22 protein-coding genes are annotated in these 23,588 nt (G+C 57.1%); 12 read left to right on the top strand and 10 right to left on the bottom strand.

Annotation, left to right across the window (positions count from 1 at the left end):
* Positions 1–139: 139 nt before the first annotated feature.
* Positions 140–547 carry a DoxX family protein gene (locus RB602_RS13910; RefSeq protein WP_317081357.1) on the top strand — a complete coding sequence of 136 codons (408 nt, stop codon included), beginning with the start codon at positions 140–142 and terminating at the stop codon, positions 545–547.
* 80 nt (positions 548–627) lie between these two features.
* Here the strand turns inward: RB602_RS13910 and RB602_RS13915 are convergent, their stop codons facing one another.
* The 4 genes from RB602_RS13915 to RB602_RS13930 all read right to left on the bottom strand — a co-directional run bounded on the left by RB602_RS13915 (position 628) and on the right by RB602_RS13930 (position 4,183).
* Positions 628–2,022 (bottom strand): ABC1 kinase family protein, encoded by a 1,395-nt coding sequence (locus RB602_RS13915; protein ID WP_317081358.1) that lies wholly within the window; start codon positions 2,020–2,022, stop codon positions 628–630.
* 286 nt (positions 2,023–2,308) lie between these two features.
* Positions 2,309–2,824, bottom strand: a complete 516-nt coding sequence (locus RB602_RS13920; protein WP_317081360.1) for a prolyl-tRNA synthetase associated domain-containing protein — start codon at positions 2,822–2,824, stop codon at positions 2,309–2,311.
* A gap of 9 nt (positions 2,825–2,833) precedes the next feature.
* Positions 2,834–3,214 (bottom strand): VOC family protein, encoded by a 381-nt coding sequence (locus tag RB602_RS13925; RefSeq protein WP_317081362.1) that lies wholly within the window; start codon positions 3,212–3,214, stop codon positions 2,834–2,836.
* An 87-nt stretch (positions 3,215–3,301) separates the two neighbouring features.
* Positions 3,302–4,183, bottom strand: coding sequence for an undecaprenyl-diphosphate phosphatase (locus RB602_RS13930; protein ID WP_317081364.1), 882 nt, complete (start codon positions 4,181–4,183; stop codon positions 3,302–3,304).
* 401 nt (positions 4,184–4,584) lie between these two features.
* Between RB602_RS13930 and RB602_RS13935 the strand changes: the two genes are divergently transcribed.
* The 4 genes from RB602_RS13935 to gltB are packed head-to-tail and all read left to right on the top strand — an operon-like array spanning position 4,585 to position 12,456.
* Entirely contained in the window at positions 4,585–6,063 is a 1,479-nt protein-coding gene (locus RB602_RS13935; protein ID WP_317081366.1) for an NAD(P)-dependent oxidoreductase, read from the top strand.
* Positions 6,060–6,911, top strand: a complete 852-nt coding sequence (locus RB602_RS13940; RefSeq protein ID WP_317081368.1) for a DUF2059 domain-containing protein — start codon at positions 6,060–6,062, stop codon at positions 6,909–6,911. Before RB602_RS13935 ends, RB602_RS13940 begins: the two co-directional genes overlap by 4 nt.
* Positions 6,912–6,962: 51 nt before the next feature.
* Positions 6,963–7,892 carry a hypothetical protein gene (locus tag RB602_RS13945; protein WP_317081370.1) on the top strand — a complete coding sequence of 310 codons (930 nt, stop codon included), beginning with the start codon at positions 6,963–6,965 and terminating at the stop codon, positions 7,890–7,892.
* Between the two features lie 16 nt (positions 7,893–7,908).
* Positions 7,909–12,456, top strand: coding sequence for a glutamate synthase large subunit (gene gltB, locus RB602_RS13950; RefSeq protein WP_317081372.1), 4,548 nt, complete (start codon positions 7,909–7,911; stop codon positions 12,454–12,456).
* A gap of 157 nt (positions 12,457–12,613) precedes the next feature.
* Here the strand turns inward: gltB and RB602_RS13955 are convergent, their stop codons facing one another.
* Complete coding sequence (locus tag RB602_RS13955) at positions 12,614–13,141, bottom strand: outer membrane protein (protein WP_317081374.1); 528 nt, start codon at positions 13,139–13,141, stop codon at positions 12,614–12,616.
* Between the two features lie 334 nt (positions 13,142–13,475).
* Between RB602_RS13955 and RB602_RS13960 the strand changes: the two genes are divergently transcribed.
* A complete protein-coding gene (locus RB602_RS13960; RefSeq protein WP_317081376.1) occupies positions 13,476–14,147 on the top strand; it encodes a glutathione S-transferase family protein in 672 nt (223 codons plus the stop codon).
* A 220-nt stretch (positions 14,148–14,367) separates the two neighbouring features.
* Here the strand turns inward: RB602_RS13960 and RB602_RS13965 are convergent, their stop codons facing one another.
* Both RB602_RS13965 and ubiG read right to left on the bottom strand, forming a co-directional pair.
* The gene (locus RB602_RS13965) at positions 14,368–14,820 is read right to left on the bottom strand and encodes a GNAT family N-acetyltransferase (RefSeq protein ID WP_317081378.1); all 453 of its coding nucleotides are present in this window, start codon (positions 14,818–14,820) and stop codon (positions 14,368–14,370) included.
* An 8-nt stretch (positions 14,821–14,828) separates the two neighbouring features.
* Entirely contained in the window at positions 14,829–15,572 is a 744-nt protein-coding gene (gene ubiG / locus RB602_RS13970) for a bifunctional 2-polyprenyl-6-hydroxyphenol methylase/3-demethylubiquinol 3-O-methyltransferase UbiG (protein ID WP_317081380.1), read from the bottom strand.
* 105 nt (positions 15,573–15,677) lie between these two features.
* On the opposite strand from ubiG, the gene RB602_RS13975 reads away from it, so the two are divergent.
* Both RB602_RS13975 and RB602_RS13980 read left to right on the top strand, forming a co-directional pair.
* Positions 15,678–16,937 (top strand): aspartate kinase, encoded by a 1,260-nt coding sequence (locus tag RB602_RS13975; protein ID WP_317081382.1) that lies wholly within the window; start codon positions 15,678–15,680, stop codon positions 16,935–16,937.
* A 4-nt stretch (positions 16,938–16,941) separates the two neighbouring features.
* Complete coding sequence (locus RB602_RS13980) at positions 16,942–17,394, top strand: hypothetical protein (RefSeq protein ID WP_317081384.1); 453 nt, start codon at positions 16,942–16,944, stop codon at positions 17,392–17,394.
* A 227-nt stretch (positions 17,395–17,621) separates the two neighbouring features.
* Here the strand turns inward: RB602_RS13980 and RB602_RS13985 are convergent, their stop codons facing one another.
* Genes RB602_RS13985 through RB602_RS13995 form a run of 3 tightly spaced genes read right to left on the bottom strand, consistent with a single transcriptional unit; the run spans position 17,622 to position 19,257 of the window.
* Complete coding sequence (locus tag RB602_RS13985) at positions 17,622–18,506, bottom strand: hypothetical protein (protein ID WP_317081386.1); 885 nt, start codon at positions 18,504–18,506, stop codon at positions 17,622–17,624.
* Between the two features lie 42 nt (positions 18,507–18,548).
* Positions 18,549–18,734, bottom strand: a complete 186-nt coding sequence (locus RB602_RS13990) for a hypothetical protein (RefSeq protein ID WP_317081388.1) — start codon at positions 18,732–18,734, stop codon at positions 18,549–18,551.
* Positions 18,709–19,257: a hypothetical protein gene (locus RB602_RS13995; protein ID WP_317081390.1), complete on the bottom strand. Its 549-nt coding sequence runs from the start codon at positions 19,255–19,257 to the stop codon at positions 18,709–18,711. Before RB602_RS13995 ends, RB602_RS13990 begins: the two co-directional genes overlap by 26 nt.
* A gap of 46 nt (positions 19,258–19,303) precedes the next feature.
* On the opposite strand from RB602_RS13995, the gene RB602_RS14000 reads away from it, so the two are divergent.
* Genes RB602_RS14000 through RB602_RS14015 form a run of 4 tightly spaced genes read left to right on the top strand, consistent with a single transcriptional unit; the run spans position 19,304 to position 23,484 of the window.
* Entirely contained in the window at positions 19,304–20,314 is a 1,011-nt protein-coding gene (locus tag RB602_RS14000) for an NAD(P)H-dependent flavin oxidoreductase (protein WP_317081392.1), read from the top strand.
* A 55-nt stretch (positions 20,315–20,369) separates the two neighbouring features.
* Entirely contained in the window at positions 20,370–21,239 is an 870-nt protein-coding gene (locus tag RB602_RS14005) for a dienelactone hydrolase family protein (protein WP_317081394.1), read from the top strand.
* A 56-nt stretch (positions 21,240–21,295) separates the two neighbouring features.
* Positions 21,296–21,883, top strand: coding sequence for a PH domain-containing protein (locus RB602_RS14010; protein WP_317081395.1), 588 nt, complete (start codon positions 21,296–21,298; stop codon positions 21,881–21,883).
* Positions 21,880–23,484 carry a PH domain-containing protein gene (locus tag RB602_RS14015; RefSeq protein WP_317081396.1) on the top strand — a complete coding sequence of 535 codons (1,605 nt, stop codon included), beginning with the start codon at positions 21,880–21,882 and terminating at the stop codon, positions 23,482–23,484. Before RB602_RS14010 ends, RB602_RS14015 begins: the two co-directional genes overlap by 4 nt.
* Positions 23,485–23,588 lie beyond the last annotated feature (104 nt).

Genomic DNA, 23,588 nt, shown 5'->3' on the forward strand with positions numbered 1-23,588 from the left:
TAGAGGCAACATTCGGTTATTTCGCATTATATTTCCCGTTTCTCCAGCGCCCAATAGCGAGCCTATCACAGCCGTTTAGAGCTTGCGAGTGCTAAACAGAAATGCATTATGGGCCGCGGAAAAGAGGACAAGGTACAGCATGGTAGCCACGCATGAAGGATCGCGGTTTCGCAGCCTGTGCCGCTGGCTGATGGTGATATTCTACTTTGCCGCCGGGGTGCTGCATCTCCTCAGCCCGGAACCGTTTCTGGCGATCACCCCGCCCTGGGTACCACAGCAGGAATTCATTATCGCCTTTACCGGTGTGGCAGAGATATTGGGTGCTATCGGCCTGCTTATCCCCCGCTTCCGCCGCGCCGCGGGTATCGGACTGGCGCTTTATGCGCTGTGCGTCTGGCCTGCGAATTTCTACCATGCCTTTGCCGGTATCTCGGTCGGCGGCGAGACACTGACCTGGGGCTATCACGGGCCGCGTCTGCTGGCGCAACCTTTAGTTATTGTCTGGGCGCTATGGGTTGGCGGGGTGTTTGATGGGCGCGCAAAATAGAGCGGAGCGGGGGTAATTCGGGGACAGTTTCTGCACCCAAGTGCCTGCACAAACAAATCCTCGACAAAACTGTCCCCGAATTACCCCTTATCACCCTCCACCAAATATCGCTCCACCATAGAGCGAATATCCACCTTCGCCTTTAACCGCGCCGCCAGCAGCGCAGTGCCGCTGATCTTGCGTTGCAGGAACAGCGCTTCAACCGGCGGGATGTGCCAGATGGCGCGGTCTTCGGCCATGGAACGGCCTTGCTCCGCCAGCACGCCGACAAAGGCACGGTCGCCAAAGTCGAACAGACCCGGGCGGTTGGCTTCCTCGACAATGATACTTACCATTCGGTCAATAATATCGCGGTGCCGCTCAACCGCTAACGGACTCATAAACCCGGCATTGAGCGCGCCCTGCAGCACTGCCTCATGGTCCTGCGCCAGCCCGGCCTTGAGCAGCGCGCGATAATTGGTCACCGCTTGCTGATCCACCTCGCGCGCCGCGCCAAAATCAAGCAGCACCAGCTGATTTGTCTCCGGGCGATAGCGATAATTGGCAAAATTTGGATCGGTTTGCATCCGGCCAAAAGCATACATTTCGCGCAGCACCAGCTCCATCAGCGCGGTCATCACCTGGTTGCGCTGTTCCTGATCGGCATCGGCCAGCTTCTCAATCGCATGGCCCTCCTCCCAACTCATCGCCAGCACCCGGTCGGTGGTGAATTCCTCATCCAGCACCGGCACGACAAAACGCGGATCATCGGCGAGCAGCGCGCCAAATTCGCGCATTTCATTGCCCTCGCGCAGATAATCGGTTTCCTCATGCAATTGCCGCTTCGCCTCTTCGAGCAGCGGCTGAATATCCAGCTCTTTGGGCAACATGCCGGAGACGCGCAGCAGCGTCGCGACATTGTCGACATCACTATCGATGCTGTCGGTAATGCCGGGATATTGCACCTTGATCGCCAGCTCGCGACCATCGGGTGTCGTAGCGCGATGCACCTGACCAATAGAGGCAGCGGCCACCGGATGCGCAGTGAAACGCTTGAAGCGGCGGCGCCAACCCTCACCCCATTGTTCGTTCAGCGTCTGCTGCAACTGTTTGGGCGGCATATGATAGGCCTTGTCGCGCAGCCGCGCGAGCAGCGCTGACAGCTCTTCGGGCAGCATATCGCCCGCGTCCATCGAGATCATCTGCCCCAGCTTCATCGCCGCGCCACGCAATTGCGATAGCTGATCGGCGACGCGGTTCACATTGCCTGGTGTCAGCAACATATCGCGCATCTTGGGCCGTTCACCGCGCGCCACGCGGCGTGCACCTTCGGCAACCACGCCACCAGCAATGCCGCCGGCCAACTGCCCAAAGCGCCCCAGCCGCGAAATACGTCCGCGCGGAACAGCACGCGATTCCGGCCTGGCTCGGCTGTCTTTCGGATTGTCGGTCAGGGGAAACTCCGTTTTCTCAATACCGCAAACACAGGCCATCATAGCCTTAATTGCATATGGAGATGAATGCCCTCCGCCGCAATCGCGACACTGGCAACCAAAAATATATATCCATATCGGTTTTGCTATTATCCATTATCGATCAGTGTCCGATTGGCGTGATTTTACGCTTACGTTACGCTTGTTACACGGAAGGAGATAAAGAGTTGCGGCTAGCCCGTATTTCTGAACACTACTCTCATTCTTTCCGAGAGCAGCGGATTCATTCGCTTCTCTTCAGGTTCCCATGAGCCAAGGCTTAGGGTCACGTCCCCTTCAGGTCGAGACCCTAGGCTGGCTCCGGCCCCGCCGCTTTGGATGGGACCGGAATAATCAGCGGCGCATGGCGCCAGCGCACCAATAGCTGCACCAGCGCCAGCCCGGACAGGCTGATCGTCGCGGTATTGCGCAGCGGGTGGACATTGACACGGGGCTGTGCGGTCAGGATTTCATCGATAACGATTTGGACTTTGCCAGCGCTGACATTCATCGCCGCCAATGGTGTTACCGATCCGGGGGTCACGCCGAGTATTTGTTCCATCTCGTCTGCGCTACCAAAGCTGTACCGCTTGGCCCCGGTCATCCGCCGCAACTGGCCCAGGTCAACACGCTTTTCGGCTGGCACGGTTACCAGCGCAAAATGGCCGTCGGCATCTTTGAGAAACAGGTTCTTCGTCGCTGCTCCTGCGATATTCTTTTCAATCTGGCTGCTGTCGAGCGTCGTAAAAACCGCCGGGTGATCGACCTGTTCAAAGGCGATCCCCAGCGATTTCAATTCTTCATGCAGTTTCTGCTCGGCAGACACTTATGCGGATCAATCCTCGACCCGGCTCAATGCGCACAGCTTGTTGCCATCGGGGTCACGCAAATAGGCGAGATACATTTTCATGCCATTGCCTTCGCGGATGCCCGGCGGATCTTCAATCGCGGTGCCGCCTGCCTCAACACCAGCAGCGTGCCAAGCATTGGCTTCATCGGGAGACATCGCAAAACCAATGGTCATGCCATTGCCTGAGGTCGCAGGCTCACCATCGATCGGCGGGGTCACCAGAAACATGCCGCCATTATGCATATAGAGCAGGCGTCCCTTGGGATCGACCATGCCTTCGCGACCACCAAAGGCCTGGAAAGTGGCGTCGTAAAATTTCTTCGAGCGTTCAATATCGTTGCTGCCGACCATCATATGGCTGTACATCAGGCTTCTCCTTTTTTGATTATGTCTGGGGAATCAACCGCGTCACCATGGCGCGGCTGACCCGAAAAGCGCAAGCGAATTTTTAGACTATTCAAGCCTTGCATTATCAAAGCTGGAGTCCGGAACCGGCACAGGCTCCGGCAGTGGTTCCTGGGCTGACTCGATGGTTCCAAGGTTAAGCAGCACCAGCAGCAAGATACCTAATGCGACGCGGTAAATGACAAACACCAGCATCGAGGCCCGTTTGAGGAACTGCATCAGAAACGCCATGGTGACAAAGGCCGCGAGGAAGGTCAGGCCGCCGACAATCAGCGCTTCCGTCACCAGCCCACCGCCTGCCTCCAATATGTCAGGCACGATCAACACCCCTGCGCCGGCGACAGCGGGGATCGAAAGCAGAAAGGAGAAGCGCGCCGCTTCCACTCTGCCAAAGCCGAGGAAGCGTGCCGCAGTCATGGTGACGCCCGAGCGGCTGGTGCCGGGGATCAACGCCAATGCCTGCGCCAGACCGACAATGACGCCATCGCGCAGGGTCATATCCTCATAGGTCTTGGTCGACGCGCCATAGCGGTCCGCCAGCCCCAGCAAGATGCCATAGACAATCAGGTTGATCGCGATTAGCTCGGCAAAGCGGAAACTCTCGAGATAATCGCCCATTTTGAGGAACAGCCCGAAGCCTGCCGCCGGGATGGTGCCGATAACGATCCACCAGAACAGCCGGCGCTCGGCGGGCGCCTTGCCGATGCCGATGGTCGCAAAGCCGCCGCGCACCAACCCCCAGCTATCGCGGAAGAAATAGGCGATAATCGCCAATAGCGAACCAACATGCGCCGCAACATCAATCAGCGGGCCCTGATCGGCATAGTCGGTGGCATATTGGATCAGGATCAGATGGCCGGACGATGATATAGGCAGAAATTCGCTGATGCCCTGAACAATGGCGATAATCAGCATTTGCAGAAATGACATGTAGTTCCTCTCGCACCGAGCTAATATTGCAGCCCCTAGAGCATTCTCATCCCTGATTAAAGCAAGTCATTGCGAGCGAAGCGGGCCGAAGGCGACCGAAGGTCAACCAATCCAGAGCAGCACCAAGCCGCACTGGATTGCTTCGCTTCGCTCGCAATGACGATTCATTCTGTCGCGCAGCATTATAGGTCCGGTTCGGCCGTTTAATGTCAGCTACACCTCCAAAAATATAAGGCGCGCGTCATGAGAAATCTATTTATGTCAGTATTACTGTCTTATATTGCAGTTTTTGCGTGACTCCATCGCCTTGGGGCGCTAAACGATGGCTGAACGGCCTCGTTGCACAATATTTTTGCGTGCTGTCCGGCTGACCCCCGTTTCACCAAGGATTATCCGACGCCATGTCCAAGCCTGTCACTGACCCCATGCTGCGCTTTGTCGATACCGATCAGGCTTATCCCGAAAAGCGTGACCCCAAATTGCGCACCGAGGATTTTCAGGAAATCGCCGACCGCTATCCCGAAGAAGCCGCCAAAGAACAGTCTGGGCGCTGCTCGCAATGTGGTGTGCCCTATTGCTCGGTGCATTGCCCGCTGCACAACCATATCCCCGATTGGCTGCGGCTGACCGCGGAAGGACGGCTGCGCGAGGCGTATGAGCTGTCCAACTCCACCTCGACCATGCCCGAGATTTGCGGCCGCATCTGCCCGCAGGATCGGCTGTGCGAAGGCAATTGTGTGATTGAATTTTCCGGTCATGATGCCGTCACCATCGGCTCGGTCGAGAAATATATTACCGACACTGCATGGGCCGAAGGGTGGGTTGAACCGATCTCTGTTGGCCCGGAAAAAGGCCAGTCGATCGGCATTATTGGCGCTGGTCCAGCGGGTCTGGCAACGGCGGAATATATGCGCATGGGTGGCTATGAGGTGCATGTCTATGACCGGCATGACCGCGCAGGCGGGCTGCTGACCTATGGCATTCCCGGCTTCAAGCTGGAAAAGCCGGTGGTGATGCGCCGCGTAGAACGGCTAAAAGAAGCCGATATCCATATCCATGAGAATTTCAGCGTCGGCGAGGATGCGACACTGGAGGAACTGCGCCAAAAGCATGATGCGATACTGATCGCCACTGGCGTCTATAAGGCGCGCGATCTCAGGCTACCGGGATCAGTACTGAGCGGTGTGCATGCTGCACTGGATTATCTCACCGCGTCGAACCGTATGAGTTTTGGCGATGATGTGCCCGCCTTTGAAGACGGCACACTCGATGCCAGAGACAAGCATGTGGTGGTGATCGGCGGCGGCGATACCGCGATGGATTGCGTCCGCACCGCCATTCGCCAGGGCGCGAAATCGGTGAAATGCCTCTATCGCCGCGACAAGGAAAATATGCCCGGCTCGCAAAATGAGGTACGCAATGCCGAGGAAGAAGGCGTAGAATTTGTCTGGCTGAGCGCGCCGGAAGAGCTGATCGGCGATGGCGGCGCGGTCAGCGGCGTCAAAGTCCAGAAAATGCGTCTCGGCCCGCCCGACTTTTCCGGCCGCCGCAGCCCCGAACCGATTCCCGACAGCGCCTATGAAGTCGAAGCCGATATGGTCATCAAGGCACTGGGCTTTGAGCCGGAAGAGCTGCCTCAATTGTTCGGCGCGCCCGAACTGGGCGTTACCCGCTGGGGTACATTGCGCGTCGATCACAAGAATATGATGTCCAATCTCGACGGGGTTTTTGCCGCCGGAGACATTGTCCGCGGTGCGTCGCTTGTCGTATGGGCAATACGCGATGGCCGCGATGTCGCCGAGCATATGCACGCTTATTTGAAGGCAAAGGCGCGTGCGGCCAGAGCGAAGACAACCGAACCACAGAAGGACGCCGCATGATCCGCAAATTCACCCTTCCCCTCACCGTTCTGGCAATGACAGCGACGCTGAACGCACCGACACAGGTTTTTGCCCAAGAGACAGAGGCGGAAGCCGAAGCGAGCGAGGCAACGGATGCCGAACTCGCCAAATTCCTCGAAATTTTCAAGGTCGAGGATGATGGCGCGCCGATCGAACCCGACCAGCTCGCCAGAGCAGAAACCGTCGCGGTAAAGCTGTTGCCCGATGGCAGCTATCAGAAAATGATGGCCGAAACCATGAGCACGGTGATTGAGCCGATGCTCGGTTCGATTGACCAGATGCCGTTGTCTGCAATCACCACCTTTGCCGGAATCAGCGAAGACGAAATATCACCCCCCGATGATGCCACGATCAAGGATCTGATGGAGATTGTTGACCCGCATTTCGCCGATCGGCAACAGGCGATGTTCAAATCGGTTTTCGATATCTTGATCGAGCTTTCCGATGAGGTTGAGCCGGCGATCCGCGATGGCCTCGCCAAAGCCTATGCCCGCCGTTTCACCGGTGAGGAGTTGGATGATATCTCCACCTTCCTCTCGACAGACACCGGCGCGAAATTCGGCGCGGAAAGCCTGGCGGTCTATTCCAGCCGTGAGGTCATCGGTGCCAGCATGGAAGTGATGCCCAAATTTCTCGAGCGCTTTCTTGGCCAGATGCAGAACGCGGAAGAGCTGATGGGCGATATCCCGCCGCAGCGGACCTATGGCGATCTTTCCGAACTGGAAAAGAAGCGGCTCGCACAATTGCTCGGGGTTGATGTCGAAGACCTGGGGCCGAGAGAGACAGGACAAGGCGATTATGAGACTGAGGCGGAGCCTGAGTCCTAGGCCTGAGAACGGAGTTACAGTTTGTTCAATAGACTTAGAGACTTAGCATCCATGCTTTTGTCGCTCTGCTTGTGCGCGACTGTCACTATTGCTTGTTCAGGGAATGCGCAAAAGCCTGCTGCGGATTTGGTAAAACACGCAAATCCCTATTGCGATAACTATGTTCCCTATGTGGTTAAAGACCCCAAGTCCAAATATACGCCAGAAATAAAGGAGATGCTGAGAGAAACCGGGCAAATCGCGAATGACAATGGTTATTCTAAGTTCTTGTATTGCGTAGATTTCCCTGGTTTTACCCAAACAATTTACAATCGTGCGATTGAGAGGCAGCGAAGCTCCTTGCTCTCTAATTTCCCAAATGATCAGGCTCTTGTTTTGGATTATTTGGAAAAGAACGAAGACTTTATCTCAGAGTTTATTACTCGGACAGCGATACTCAATACAACCAAAGCACAGATCTATCTTAAGAAAGGTGCTGAGCCTGATAACATTTACGGTTCTGGAGTCATTATAGATGAAGAACTCGTCAACTTTGCAATGACAGAACGCGCTCACGATATCGTTGAGAATACGCCTACACTAGCCAATTTTTGCTTTCAGAGTGAGCCCTATCGAGACGCCGTGCCGAATTGTGATTCAATAAGGGATACCGTTACCGCACTTGGTGTTTTTGATGATGATCTTTCGGAACGGTTTTTCAAGAAACTAATCTATTTGCGCAAGGCAGCGTTGGGCATCATGCAAATGAGTTTCCCAAGGGGCTTTGATAAATGGTTTAGCGACGAAGAACTGGAAGCCCATGGGTTGACCGAAGCCAAAAGAGCTAATCGTGGGGGGCATGGTGAGGCTTTAGATGTATTCACTCCAATTCCAACCCCAGGACCAATCTCGACGAGACCCGCACCGCCTTCAGGTAAGGTAATGACTGACGAAAACACTGGATCAACCAATAAAACACGCCCCCAGCAGTCTACCAATTAGGACGATAGGCAGAACCATGAACACCCATCACCCCACCTCCGAACATGCCCGCCTCGCCCGCGAAGGCATGTATCACCCTGAAACCGAGCGCGATGCGTGTGGTGTGGGGCTTGTGGCCGCATGTGATGGACAGCCATCGCGCCGGGTGGTCGAGGCGGCGATTGATGCGTTGAAAGCGGTGTGGCATCGCGGCGCGGTCGATGCTGATGGCATGACCGGCGATGGCGCGGGGATTCATGTCGATCTGCCGGTGCGTTTTTTCGATGATGCGATTGCAGATAGCGGTCATAAGGTGCTGCCCAATACGCTCGCGGTCGGCATGGTGTTCCTGCCGCGCACCGACCTCAATGCGCAGGAGACCTGCCGCACCATTGTCGAGGCCGAGATTATTGACGCTGGCTATACCATTTATGGCTGGCGGCAGGTGCCGATTGATGTCTCGGTTATCGGCGAAAAGGCGCATATCACCCGGCCCGAGATCGAGCAGATCATGATCGCCGGGCCAATGCCCGATGAAGAGAGCCATGACGAGTTTGAAAAGCGGCTCTATCTGGTGCGCCGCCGTATCGAGAAAAAGGTGATCGCGGCGCAGATCAACGATTTCTACATCTGCTCGCTCTCCTGCCGCTCGATCATTTATAAAGGCCTGTTCCTCGCCGAGAGCCTGTCAGTATTCTATCCTGATCTTGTCGATGAGCGGTTTGAAAGCCGGTTGGCGATTTTCCACCAGCGTTATTCGACCAATACCTTCCCGCAATGGTGGCTGGCCCAACCCTTCCGCACCTTGGCGCATAATGGTGAGATCAACACCATCCGCGGCAACAAGAACTGGATGAAGAGCCATGAGATCAAAATGGCAAGCCTCGCCTTTGGCGCGGAATCCGAGGACATAAAGCCGGTCATCCCGGCGGGCGCGTCGGATACGGCGGCGCTGGATACGGTGTTTGAAACTATCTGTCGTTCGGGCCGTGAGGCACCGACGGCGAAGATCATGCTGGTGCCTGAAGCCTGGCAATCCTCGCTCGGCGATGGCATTGGCGATGTGCCCGATAATCACCTCGCCATGTATCAATATATGGCGAGCGTGATGGAGCCATGGGATGGCCCGGCGGCGCTGGCGATGACCGATGGCAAATGGGCGGTGGCCGGCGTTGACCGCAATGCGCTGCGTCCGCTGCGCTATTCACGCACCGCCGATGGCCTGCTGATCATCGGATCGGAAACCGGCATGGTGGTGGTGCCGGAAAATACCATTGTCGAAAAAGGCGCGCTCGGCCCCGGCAAGATGATCGCGGTCGATCTGGAAGCGGGCGAGATTTATGACGACCATGCGATCAAGGACCGTATTGCCGCCGAGCAGCCTTATGAAGAGCTGGTCAAAGGCTTCCGCACCGTGGATGATCTGCCCGCAGCCGAGGGCGAACATGACTCGCTGCCCTGGGACAAGGCCGAGCTAATCCGCCGACAGGTTGCAGCGGGCGTGACGCTTGAGGATATGGAAATGATCCTCTCGCCCATGGCGGCTGCAGGCAAGGAAGCCATTGGCTCGATGGGCGATGACACCCCGCTTGCAGTGGTCAGCGCCAAACCGCGCGCGATCAGCGAGTTTTTCCGCCAGAATTTCAGCCAGGTGACTAACCCGCCGATTGATTCTTTGCGCGAACGCCATGTGATGAGCCTGAAAACGCGCTTTTCCAATCTCGCCAATATTCTGGAACAGGACAGCCAGAATGATGATGTGCTGGTGCTCGACTCTCCGGTGCTGTGCAATCGCGACTGGTTCCGGCTGAAACAGGCCTTTGGCAAACAGGCAGCCGAAATTAGCTGCACATTCCCGGCCGGTAGCGATGTCAAAGGAATGCGCGCCGCGATTAACCGCATCCGCAACGAGGCCGAACAGGCGGTGCGCGAGGGCAAGACCGAGATTTTCCTCAGCGATGATGCGATTGATGAGGACAATGTGGCGATGAGCATGATCCTCGCCACCGCTGCGGTGCATACGCATTTGGTGCGCCGGGGACTTCGCTCTTTCGCCTCGGTCAATATCCGCGCTGCCGAAGCGATGACCACGCATGATCATGCCGTGATGATCGGCGTCGGTGCCACGACGGTTAACGCCTATCTCGCAGAGGCAGCGATTGCCGACCGACATGGACGTGATTTGTACCCAAATCTCAGTCTGGAACAGTGTATCGCCAATTACCGCAAGGCGATTGATGATGGCTTGCTGAAGATTATGGCGAAGATGGGGATCTCGGTGATCTCCAGCTATCGCGGCGGCTATAATTTTGAGGCGGTAGGTCTCAGCCGCGCGCTGGTGAATGATCTCTTCCCCGGTATGCCAAGCAAGATTTCCGGCGAGGGCTATGCGTCACTACATGTCAACGCCACTGACCGGCATGATGAGGCGTTCGACTCATTGGTCGCGAAATTGCCCATTGGCGGTTTCTACAAACAACGTGCGGGCGGCGAGACACACAGCTATTCGGCACAGCTGATGCACCTCTTACAAAGTGCTGTCGCGGGTGACAGCTATTCGTCCTATTTGCGCTTCTCCGAAGGCGTGAAAGCACTCCCACCGGTATCGCTGCGCGATCTGATGGAATTCAATTACGCCTCTGAACCGGTGCCGCTGGACGAGGTCGAAGCCACCACCGAAATCCGCAAGCGCTTCATCACGCCCGGAATGTCCTTGGGCGCGCTGTCTCCCGAAGCGCATGAGACGCTCGCCATTGCGATGAACCGTATCGGCGCGAAGTCGGTGTCGGGCGAAGGCGGTGAGAGCAAGGAGCGGTACCAGCCTTATCCCGATGGCGACAATGCCAACAGCCCGATCAAGCAGGTGGCTTCGGGCCGCTTTGGCGTGACGGCGGAGTATCTTGGTGCCTGTGAGGAGATTGAGATCAAGGTCGCACAGGGTGCCAAGCCCGGCGAAGGCGGCCAGCTTCCCGGCTTCAAGGTCAGCGAGTTTATCGCCAAGCTACGCCACTCAACGCCGGGCGTCACGCTGATCAGCCCGCCGCCGCATCATGATATCTATTCGATCGAGGATCTGGCGCAGTTGATCTATGACCTCAAACAGATCAATCCGCGCGCGCGGGTGTGCGTCAAGCTGGTGTCGTCAGCAGGCATCGGCACTATTGCTGCCGGTGTTGCCAAAGCCCATGCCGATGTGATCCTTGTATCCGGCCATAGCGGCGGTACCGGAGCCAGCCCGCAGACCAGCATCAAGAACGCAGGCACGCCATGGGAAATGGGGCTGAGCGAGGCCAATCAGGTGCTGACGCTCAACAAGCTGCGCCACCGGGTGAAGCTGCGCACCGATGGTGGCCTGAAGACCGGGCGCGACATTGTCATTGCCGCGATATTGGGTGCCGAGGAATATGGCATCGGCACGCTCAGCCTCGTCGCCATGGGCTGCATCATGGTACGCCAGTGCCACAGCAATACCTGCCCGGTTGGCGTCTGCGTGCAGGATGAGCGGCTGCGCGAGAAGTTCACTGGAACGCCAGAAAAGGTGATCAATCTGATGACCTTTATCGCCGAGGAAGTGCGCGAGATACTGGCGCGGCTGGGCTATCGCACATTGGACGAGATTGTCGGGCGCACCGAGTTGCTGCGTCAAGTGAGCCGCGGTGCCGAGCATCTTGATGACTTGGACCTCAACCCGATCCTCGCCAAGGTCGATGCCCCCGATACCGAACGTCGTTTCTCACTGGAGGAGCATCGCAATCCGGTTCCGGACAGTCTCGACGCACAGATTATCCACGATGCCGCGCCGGTATTTGAACGGCGAGAGAAGATGCAGCTCACCTATAATGTGCGCAACACCCATCGCGCGGTGGGGACACGGCTTTCTGCCGAGATCACCAAGACTTATGGCATGAAGGCGCTGGCCCATGGCCATGTCCATGTGCGGCTGCGTGGAAGTGCGGGCCAGTCATTGGGTGCGTTTCTGTGTCAGGGTATAAGGCTGGAAATCTTTGGTGATGCCAATGACTATGTCGGCAAGGGCCTTTCCGGCGGCATTATCAGCGTGCGACCCACGGTCAGCTCACCATTGGTGACGCAGGATAACGTTATCCTCGGCAACACTGTGCTCTATGGCGCAACCTCGGGCTTTCTCTTTGCCGCCGGGCGCGCGGGTGAGCGCTTTGCCGTGCGCAATAGCGGCGCGCATGTCGTGGTCGAGGGTGTGGGTGCCAATGCCTGCGAATATATGACCGGTGGCGTCGCCGTTATTCTGGGCCAGGTTGGCCATAATTTCGGCGCGGGTATGACCGGCGGCATGGCCTTTGTGCTGGACCGTGACAATAATTTCGCCCGCCACGCCAATCCGGAATCCATCCTGTGGCAACGCCTCAACAGCGCCCATTGGGAGGAAGACCTGAAACATCTGATCGGCCAGCATGTGCGCATGACAGGCAGCCAATGGGCCGAGGAAATCCTCGCCAATTGGGATGTCTATCGCGATCAGTTCTGGCAGGTCTGCCCGAAAGAGATGGTCGAGCGACTGGACCACCCGCTCAATGATGACGAATCCGAAGCGGTGGCGGCGGAATAAAGATACAATAAACCCCTCCTCTTCAGAGGAGGGGCAGTGAGACTTAGGGCCGTAAGGCCCTTAGTCGCAGCGGGGTGGTTAAGCCATAAGCAAAGTGCTTAGTAACTCCACCACCCCAACCCCTCCTCTAAAGAGGAGGGGCTTAGCTGCAGCGCAATCAGAAATTCAGCTGCAGACCCGAGGTCAGACGAACACTGTCAAACGCGATGGTGTCGATACCAGCGCGGAAGGACAGATTTTCGTTCAACTGGAATTCGGCACCACCGCCGAGCAGATAATCACCATCGGTGTCATCAATATTGGGCGGATTGGCGACATTGAGCACATTGCCCAGGTCAAAATTGACCTCTTGATAACCGCCGCGAACAAACAGCTTGGTACGGTCTCCGGCATAGATACCCAGACGACCGGCAATACCATATTCGCTGTCAATCGCATTGGTGCCGAGATTGAAGTTACCTTCCAGACCAGCAAATACCTGGCCGCCGATCGGCACATCGACGCCGCCATAGACGCCATAGATAAAGCCGTCATCATCACCGATAAAGTTGGTACCAAGATCATGGTAACCCACCTGGGTGCCGACAAAGATCTCGGCATCGCCAGTGTCTTGTGCCATAGCCGGGGAAGCCATGGCTGTCGCTGCAGCGGCAGCTGCAATTGCGGCATATGTAAACTTACGCATAATAACCTCTACTTGCTTACTAAAATCAGGCGATCGGGATGACCGAACACCTGAGCTTCGGGTAAGCAGTGTAAAATAGCCGCAAGATGAATATGGCGCGCAGCCTGTCGAAAGAAACCGGCGGTTTATGACCTTATGGAGATTTTTGCCTTATATTACATGTCTTTATGCCATGTTGCCCAAAAGCCACAAGATTGATGAAAGCGCGAATTCTTCGCATTTTCATATTCTCGCCCCGGCATTTTAAGCGCACACAGCGGCTTTCCACCGAAAATTCGCTCTTGTGATACCCTGTTACTAGACCTTACCGCTTGGCTGCTGCATGAGACGGATTATGTGGCAACTCTATCAATTCCCGCTCTGCCCTTTTTCGCGCAAGGTTCGCTTGCTGATGAGCGAAAAAGGCATTGGCTATGATCTGGTCCGCGAAAATCCGTGGGAGATGCGCGACGAATTTCTCACCATGAACCCGACCGGGCGCACTCCGACCATGGTGCATGACGAACGCAAGCTGGTGCTGTCCGACAGCCGTGCGATCTGCGAATATCTTGAGGAGACCGAGGAAAAGACGCCAATGCTCGGCGGCACTGCTGCCTATCGCGCCGAAACCCGGCGGCTGGTGGCCTGGGCAGATGAGCATTTCTACGGCGATGTTGTCGCGCCGCTATTGCATGAGCGCATGACCAAGCGGCTGGTCACACGCCAGCCACCCGAAGCGCGGATATTGCGCGAGGCAATGCGCCGCGCCAACACCCATCTCGACTATATCGATTATCTGATCGACCATCGCAGCTGGCTCGCCGGCGCGACGCTCAGCCTCGCCGATCTGGCAACAGCGGCGCAGATTTCGGTGGCGGATTATCTGGGCGGCATTGACTGGGCCGGGCATGAACAGACCAAGGGCTGGTACAGCGTCTTCAAGTCGCGCCCCTCTTTCCGCCCTCTCTTGTCCGAGAGAATGGAAGTGATCAAACCGCCCGCCCATTATGACCAAGTGGACTTCTAACACCCGTGCAGGCGGGGCCTGTTTCGGCATATCCTCCCCGGAACGGGGAGGGGGACCGTCGCAGACGGTGGAGGGGCACCCTCGGCATGATCCAAGGCCTAGATAATCAGCGGTCTATCTTCACGTGGATGCTAACCAGCAACTGTATCTCAAGCATAGCCATATGCTGCCTGTGCCCCTCCACCAGCTTCGCTGGTTCCCCTCCCCCAAGGGGGAGGATTTACAGCGCCATCCGCATTTCGACCTTATCCATGCCGGGCGCATAGCCGTCCTTTTCGACCGGCCCTGCGACAAAGCCAAAACGCGCAAAGAATGGCGCAACTGCGGGCGTGGTCGAAAGGCGCACTTCGTCCAGACCGCTTTCGCGGCGGATCACCGCCAGCCGGTGCTCAGCCAATGCCTTGCCCAGACCTTCCTTGTGCCGCGCATTGTCCACCATACCCCAGGTGAACGTCACCGCCCGAGTGCCGTCGGCATCCGGTTCCTCACGCGCATAGCCACCACAGCCGACAGTATCCCCGTCAAGCTCCAGCACAAAATAAGGCCCGCGCGGGTCATCGAGAAAATCGCTGAATAACTGCCGTTCACTGGGATCGAAATAGCGCGGCACATTGCTATCAAACAGCGCCAGACAAGCAGCCTTGTCCTCGGATCGGTAGTCGCGAAACTGCACGGCACGTCTCATTCTGCGTGATGCAGGCAGGCGATATAGTTGAGCGCGATATTGTCGCTGAGATGCAGCCCCTTATCGGGCGAAAAGGCGATGCCGGTGACATGATCCATCGCCAGCCCCTGCTCGGCGAAGATCGCTTCCAGTTCTTCGGGCGTCAGAAACTTGTTCCAATCATGGGTGCCGCGCGGGATCATGCCCGACAGCTCCGCGCCTTCCACCAGCAATAGCCGCGACAGGTTGGTGCGATTGGGGGTGGAGACAATCATCAACCCACCAGGGGCCAGCTTGGCCGCAAGCGAGGCGGCAAAGGCCACGGGATCGGCAACATGTTCAATCACCTCAAGCGAGGTCACCAGATCAAAGCCATCGGTGTCCAGTTCCTCGACCGGCCGATGAAGATAATCGATGCTGAGCCCGCTCTGCTCGGCATGTGCCTTGGCCACCGCGATATTCTCCGCCGCCGCATCCAGCCCGGTGACATCGCCACCCAGCCGCGCCAGTGGCTCGCACAGCAGACCGGCACCGCAGCCAACATCCAGCACCTTCTTGCCCGCCAATGGCCTGCGGTCGCGCGGATTGCTCTCAAAATGGCGATCAATCGCCTCCCGAATATAGCCCAGCCTCACCGGATTAAGCCGATGCAGCATCGCCGAGGAGCCTTTCGGATCCCACCAGTCAGCCGCGAGCTTGCCAAAATGCTCGGCCTCGGCGTCGATAATTGATCCGGTTGTGGCTGTTCCTGTGCTTGCCATGTCTGGCACCTCTGATTATCAGCGTGAGAAATAGATATCACCCATATGGCAACCGATCATCCCGATGGGAAGCCATCCAATGAAAACAGGACGATAATACACCCCATGGCGCGTATCGTAATGAAATTTGGCGGCACGTCGATGGCGGGTATTGAGCGCATCCGCCGCGTGGCGCAGCTGGTGAAGCGTCAGGCCGATGCCGGGCATGAGGTCGCGGTGGTGGTCTCTGCCATGGCGGGCGAGACCGACAGGCTGGTCAATTTCTGTCGTGAGGCAAGCTCGCTTTATGATCCGGCGGAATATGATGTTGTCGTCGCCAGCGGCGAACAGGTGACATCTGGTCTGTTGGCGATTGCGTTGCAATCCATCGGAGCCAAGGCGCGAAGCTGGCTTGGCTGGCAATTGCCGGTGCGCACGATTGAGGCGCATAGCAAGGCGCGGATTGAAGAGATTGAAAGCGACGCGCTGATCAGCGCGATGCAATCGGGCGAGATTGCCATCATCCCCGGCTTTCAGGGATTGAGCGATGATGGTCGGGTCGCGACCCTGGGCCGCGGCGGATCGGACACCAGTGCAGTGGCGGTAGCGGCGGCGGTCAAGGCCGATCGCTGCGATATCTATACCGATGTCGACGGCGTCTACACCACCGACCCGCGCATCGTCGCCAAGGCGCGCAAGCTGAAGCAATTGACCTTTGAGGAAATGCTGGAGCTTGCCAGTGTCGGCGCCAAGGTGCTGCAGACGCGCTCGGTCGGCCTCGCGATGAAGGAAAATGTACGCATACAGGTGCTGTCATCCTTTACCGGCGATGATGCGCCGCCTGCGGACAGCCTGCCCGGAACATTGATCGTCAGCGATGACGAAGTGGAGGAAAGCGAAATGGAACGCCAGCTGATCAGCGGCATCGCCTATGACAAGAATGAAGCGAAAATCACCCTCACCCGCGTCCCCGACAAGCCGGGCGCGGTGGCGGCGATCTTTATCCCGCTCGCCGATGCGGCGATCAATGTCGATATGATCATTCAGAATGTCGGCCGCGACAAGGGCGAGACCGATGTCACCTTCACCGTGCCCCAGGCCGACCTGCCGCGCGCGCTTGACCTGCTCGATCAGGCCCAGGACGAGATCGGCTATAACCGCCTGATCCCCGATACCAATGTCGCCAAAATCTCGGTCGTCGGCGTCGGGATGCGCAGCCATGCCGGTGTCGCCAGCACCATGTTCTCTGCCCTCGCCGATCGCGGCGTCAATATCCAGGCGATCACCACCAGCGAGATCAAGGTCAGCGTGCTGATCGAGGAGGATTATACCGAGCTGGCGGTGCGGGTGCTGCACACGGCCTATGGGCTGGATGCGGAAGATTGATCATATGAAGGCAATAGGAGCGATTGTTGCGGCCTCTGCCCTCTTGATGGCAACATGGGTTGGCGCACAGGAAAGCGACCCCGCGCCAACGCAGGACGAAGATTACTATATCGCCCCTGATGTCGGAACCATGTGCGTCGCTGCTTTGATGACAACCGCTGTGACCGTGGGGGAAAAGTGCTTTCCCGATCAGTATGTGGAGAACAGGCAAGCGCTTAAGCAAACATTGTCCCTGCTGGACGCCTTCTTTCTCCGCGACCCGAAATGGAATGAGGATGTCTTGGCCCGGTTCAAACAGAGAATGGGGAACCAGGACGCCCATCCCGAGAAATTATGTCGAGGTGATATCAAGGCTCTGGGCGAGGTCTATCTGCAAGTGGATCAGCAGAAATTGCGGACCAGCGTCGAAGAACTTATCGCTGCATCGGACTCGCCTGCATGGGGAACCTGTCTCTAGGCAAGCTTAGCTGCGCTTTACCAATCTCCGCCAAGCTCCTTGATCGCCTTTAGCAACGCCTTTTTGCTCTCGGTGCGGCGCTGGCCGCTGTTGCGGGGGAGATCGGGCAGAGATAACTCTTCCCGGCGGAGCGCTATATAAGCGGCCAATTCCTACGGTGATGTCCAGGTCAGCACGCTGATCGAAGAGGACTATACCAAGTTGGCGGTGCGAGTGTTGCACACCGCCTATGGGCTGGATGCGGAGGATGGGGTCGCTTGGTTTTCAGGAACTGAAATAGGTTCTCTGGTGAGTGTATAGGTAGCGGTGCGGGTTTCCGTAACTGAGTTAACGTCTGTAATAATCACTTCGCTGGCCGTCACTTGCTTTAGCAGGCACGCATTTTCATCAATCCAGATATTTGCTGTCATTGTTCCGGCTATTGTTTCCTGACTGCGTCTTCCCATGGCCTCAGACAAAGACAGCTCTTCGCCGAGGATTTGGGCGCTGATTACATCACTTTCAGCTCTTGACTGACGAACCGCGTCGGCAGCGATGTCAGCCTGACCGCTCAGGTCGGGTCCGTCTCCACCACTATTGACACTCTCAAGTATAAGCTTCCCGACAATCAAAGGTAGGTCAAGGCTGTAGCCTTCTCCAAACTCGCACAGACCAGTATCATAGTCCTTTGCTATTGCGATAGCGGACTGGAGATCGCACTCTATCTTGAAGGCATTCCAGGTGAAAAAATAGGTACCACATGCCTCTCCCGGTATTTCGGCGGAAGCAAGCCATGCATCGCGGCGCTGTATCAACTCCTCGCTGCCGAGTAGCTGCCACTCCCCACTGTGCGGCCTGAATACGGAAAATGGAAATTGCCATTGCCACATTCGCGCATCTTCTGACGTTTCAGGCGGCAAATCATACTCGACAACCCAGCCATCACTCCTAATCGATACAATGCGTTGAATTAGTGCTGTTTGCCCACCAGAGCTGCCAGTAGAGCCATCGCTCGACTTTGATGACGTCTCATATGCATGGCTCAGGATATAGACATCACCTTCCTGAATGGTCGCCGTATCCGCCGCTAAGGCGTGATTGGCTCCTGCCAAATAAGGCATTAGAATAGTCATGACGGCTATGCTTCTGCCAAAATTCCTAGGAAAGCCCATTCTTTACCACTCTCCGCCAAGCTCCTTGATGGTCTTTAGCAACGCCTTTTTGCTTTCGGTACGGCGCTTGCCGCTGTTGCGGGGAAGATCGGGCAGAGACAATTCTTCGCGGCGGAGCGCAATATAAGCGGCCAGTTCCTCAAGCGTGATCACGTTTTCGTCATCAGTTTTCGAAGTCGCTGACCCCATAATCGCCTCCGCTCTCATATTTGATACGGTCGTCCATATAATCTTTATCTGCTTGGTCATAAAGCTTGAACAACAGTGCGGCTTGCTCACGCATCTCGGGCGCAGAGCCCGAAGCGAACTGCCCCATGCGATCTGCAATAATATCCTCCAGCGCAATAACCGCGACTTTGCCATCCATGTCCAGATCAACAAGCTTTACTCTGCCTCGATCCGCCATGCCATCTAGCAGTGTTGCCGAAACAACCTCGAACCCAAGCTTCAATTCGGGGTGAACCCATCCTCGCGTTGCAGTGCCAGCGCCGGAAGGTTTGGTAAAACCATGCTGCCGCAAGTTTTCCTCAAATACACCTTGCGCTCCGGTAACGATATCGAAATCACCGGTATTCAATTGGCTGAGACTATATAGTTCAACGGCGGCACCGCCGACCAGGATTGGCCTCTCATAGCCTTGATTTATCATCGCCTCGCTAACCCGCGCAAAAAGACGCAGGGCCGCTTCAAATTCCGGGCGATAACCAGTCATGAGATAAGTCTTGCCCGAAATAGAGAGATATCGCTAGAGCGCGCTTATGAACAAAGCAAAACACCTAATGCAACGCGGCACCGATTTTCTCGGTTGCGAAACCGCGATCCTATGTGGCGCGATGAGTTGGATTTCCGAGCGGCATCTGGTTAGCGCCATGTCCAATGCGGGCGCATTCGGCGTAATTGCCTGTGGTGCGATGACACCGGAATTGCTGGATACCGAGATTGCCGAGACCAAGAAACGCACCGACAAGCCGTTCGGCGTCAATCTGATCACCATGCACCCCGATCTGATGAAGCTGATCGACATCTGCGGCAAGCATGAGGTTGGCCATATCGTCCTCGCGGGCGGGCTACCGCCCAAGGGCAGCATTGAGGCGATCAAGGAAACCGGGGCCAAGCTGATCTGCTTTGCTCCCGCCATGGCGCTGGCGAAGAAGTTCATCCGTTCGGGCGTCGATGCGCTGGTGATTGAGGGCATGGAGGCCGGGGGGCATATCGGCCCCGTCGCCACCGGCGTACTGGCGCAAGAGATGCTGCCGCAAATCGCGCAAGATATCCCTGTCTTTGTCGCCGGCGGCATCGGTCGCGGCGAGGCGATTGCCAGCTATCTGGAAATGGGTGCAGCGGGCGTGCAACTCGGCACCCGCTTTGTGTGCGCGCATGAATGCATTGCACATGAGAACTTCAAAAAGGCGTTTATCAAGGGCAATGCCCGCGATGCGGTCGCCAGCGTTCAGATCGACCCGCGGCTTCCGGTCATCCCAGTGCGTGCATTGAAGAACAAGGGCACTGAGGAATTCACCGCCAAACAGCGCGAAGTCGCCAATATGCTTGATGCCGGCGAAGTCGATATGCAGGCGGCGCAGCTGGAGATCGAACATTTCTGGGCCGGTGCCCTGAAACGCGCAGTCATTGACGGCGATGTGGAAAACGGCTCGCTAATGGCCGGGCAGTCTGTCGGCATGGTGACTGAAGAGCAGAGTGTCGCCGAGATTATCGCCGAGCTGATGCAACAGGCAGAAGCAGCGCTGGCCGGACAAAAAGCCGCCTGATCCGCTTGCCCTCACACCAAAATCCCCTATTCTGCATGCAAAAGGAGATGCCGGGATGTGCGATGAGACAGATTTTGCCGAATGGGATCGTGCCGGGCTGACCCGGCGCAGCTTTACTGTGATGGGCGGCGCGGCGGTACTGATGGCCTGTACCGGCATGTCCAAAAGCGAAGCCGAGGAAAGCGGGTTGGTCGAACAGGATGTGGCGATCACCATGGCCGATGGCACTAACGACGCCTTTTTCGTCCATCCCGGTTCGGGCAAGCACCCGGCGGTTATCCTCTGGCCCGATATTGCCTCTCTGCGCGAGGTAAAGAAAATGATGGCGCGGCGGCTGGCGGCGGAGGGTTATGCGGTGCTGGTCACCAATCCCTTTTATCGTGACACCCCCGCGCCACAATTCGCCGATTTCTCAGCGTTCCGCAGCGAAGGTGGCTTTGAGAAAGTTGGCCCCTGGCGCCGGAAGCTATCCGCCGAAACCATCGGTTCCGATGCGAAGGCACTGGTGCAATGGCTCGATGGGCAAGAGGCAGTCGATACCAACCGGGGCATCGGCAATCAGGGCTATTGCATGGGCGGCCCGTTCACCGTGTGGAGCGCTGCCGCTGTCCCCGATCGGATCAAGGCCGCAGCCAGCTTTCATGGTGGCGGTCTGGTGCGTGAAGGCAATGCAACAAGCCCGCATGCACTGATCGGCGAAACCCAAGCGAGCTTCCTGTTTGCCATTGCGCAGAATGACGATGCCAAACAGCCCGAAGCCATGACGGTTCTAGCCCAGGTGGCCGAAGAAGCGCAGCGCCCAGCCGAGATCGAGGTCTATGCCGCGGACCATGGCTGGACCGTCCCCGACTCCCCGGTTTACGACCAGGATGAGGCCGAACGCGTCTGGAGTGCCTTGCTGAAACTCTACTCAGCAGCGCTATAGAGAAGCCAATACGTACTGCCTTGCAAATGTAATACACTCTTGCCATATCGCTTGGCATGACCAGCACTAGCGGAACGATAACCAACACGGCAGGAGAACTTGCGTCCGAGGCAGGGCTGACCAGCTCTGAAACACCGGACTATGGCCGCATCGGCGCGCCGTTGGAGGGCAGCTATAATCTTGGGCTCACCCCGTTGCATCCACCGCAGAAACAGGTGATCCGCATCAGCACAGCGATCATGTTCTTGCCAGTCCTTATCGGGCTTGTGATCGCCGATGCGGCCATTGCCAGCGAGGGCGGGACCTTTGGCCCAATCTCACTGGTCGCGTTGGTGCTTTATGCCCTGATCGTGGTGATACTGCCCGAGCGGAAATATCGCCGCTGGGGCTATGCCATGGAGGATGACCGGCTTCGCGTTCTGCGCGGTTTTCTCTTCCGCACCGATACCATTGTGCCGTTTAACCGCATCCAGCATATTGATGTCGGGCAAGGCCCGATTGAACGCATGTGCGGCGTTGCCACTTTGGTGGTGCATACTGCAGGCACGCATAACAATATCGTCAGCCTGCCCGGTCTCGAGCCCGGCACCGCAGATGCCATGCGCGAGGAGATGCGCCGCCATATACGCCAGGAAATGATATGAGCGATGCCGCCAATGCCGATATGGCATCTGTTGACTCAGAGCAGAAGCAGAGCGCGGCCGGTGCCGCAGGGGAACGCTTACACCCTTTGACCCTGGTTCTGGCGATGATTGCATTTCTGCCGCGCTTCGCCTTCGCCGCCATCCCGATCTATTTCGCCATGCGCGATGAAATGAGTCGGGCAATCGGCTTTATCGGCGGCTTCATCATTGTCTCCACCCTTGTTGCGCTTTTCTTCACCTGGCTGAAATGGTCGCGCTTCACTTTCAGCCTTGGAAACAGCGAAATCCGCATCACCAGCGGCGTGCTCTCCCGTAACAGTCGTTCCATCCCCTATGAACGGGTGCAGGACGTCAATATCGAGCAAAATCTGCTAGCGCGGATTTTCGGGCTTGCGACGGTCAAGCTGGAAACCGGCAGCGGTGGCGGTTCTGATGGCGAACTGGATTCGGTGCTGCTCGAGCGCGCCGATGCCATTCGTGACACAATAAGAGAGCGCAAGGCAGGTCAGGTGGCAGCCGAAATGCCGGCTTCTGCCGCTGGTGAGGCTGAACCCGATAGCGCTCCTACTGCCGTGGCGGAAGCCGATGGCGAGCTTATCTACGCCATGGATGGGAAGAGGCTCTTCATTCTCGGCATTTTCAGCTTCTCACTGGCGATCTTCGCTTTTCTGTTCGCCATCTTCCAGAATCTCGATTTCCTGTTGCCCGACGATATTATCGATGCGGATACAATCGTGGGCACAGTGACGGGCGAGAATGTCGACAGTCGCGTCGGTGCGATACAATCACAGGTTGGCGCGATTGGCAGAGCTGGCCAGATCTGCGTCACACTGGCAGGGCTGGCTGGATTGCTGCTCGTCGGCTTTCTCACCGGCATGGTTCAGGTAGTGCTGCGCGAATATGGCTTTCGGCTGGAGGATAATGGCAAGGCCTTCCGCCGCCGCCGCGGGCTGCTGACACTCACTGATGTCGCCATGCCACTGCACCGGGTGCAGACGGCGGTGACGATTACCGGGCCAATCCGCCGCCGCTTTGGCTGGCACGCGCTCAAATTCCAGTCGCTTGCCAGCGATGGCGATGAGGGTAGCGACCATGTCGTTGCGCCGCTGGCAACGCGCGATGAAGTCCAGTCCGTCGCCGCGCGCGCCGGAATAGATATCCAATTAGAACGCAATGCGCTGCATCCTGTGTCGCCGACATATTGGCTTGTGCCATTTATTCCGCTCGCACTGCTGCTTACCCTTGGTCTGTCGGTGCTGGTCTTTGTGTCGGCGCGACCCATATTGGGCGCACTCTTGCTGTTGCCGCTGCTGGTGCTACTTTTTGGATGGCTGCGATGGCGGCATCATCTTTACGCCAGCACCGACAATTATCTGCATGTGCATCATGGCTTTTGGCGCCAGCATCATACGGTGCTGCCGCTGAAGAAAATCCAGTCGGTCGATGTCAGCCAAAACATTGTCCAACGCGCCTTCGGTAAAGCCAGTATCACCATCGGCGTCGCCGGCGGCTCAACGGTGTTCCCACTGACGGTACACGCGATTGATGACGATAGTGCTTATGCGCTGCGCGGCTATCTTTTGGAGAGGATGACGTTGTGATTAGCCCCTCCTCTGAAGAGGAGGGGTTGGGGTAGTGAAGTTACAAAGCTCATTGCATTCCGCAGGACCACCCCGCTGCGACTAAAGCTCGCTCCGCTCGCTAA

The sequence above is a fragment of the Parasphingorhabdus sp. SCSIO 66989 genome (genome assembly GCF_032852305.1).
Lineage (GTDB): Bacteria > Pseudomonadota > Alphaproteobacteria > Sphingomonadales > Sphingomonadaceae > Alterisphingorhabdus > Alterisphingorhabdus coralli.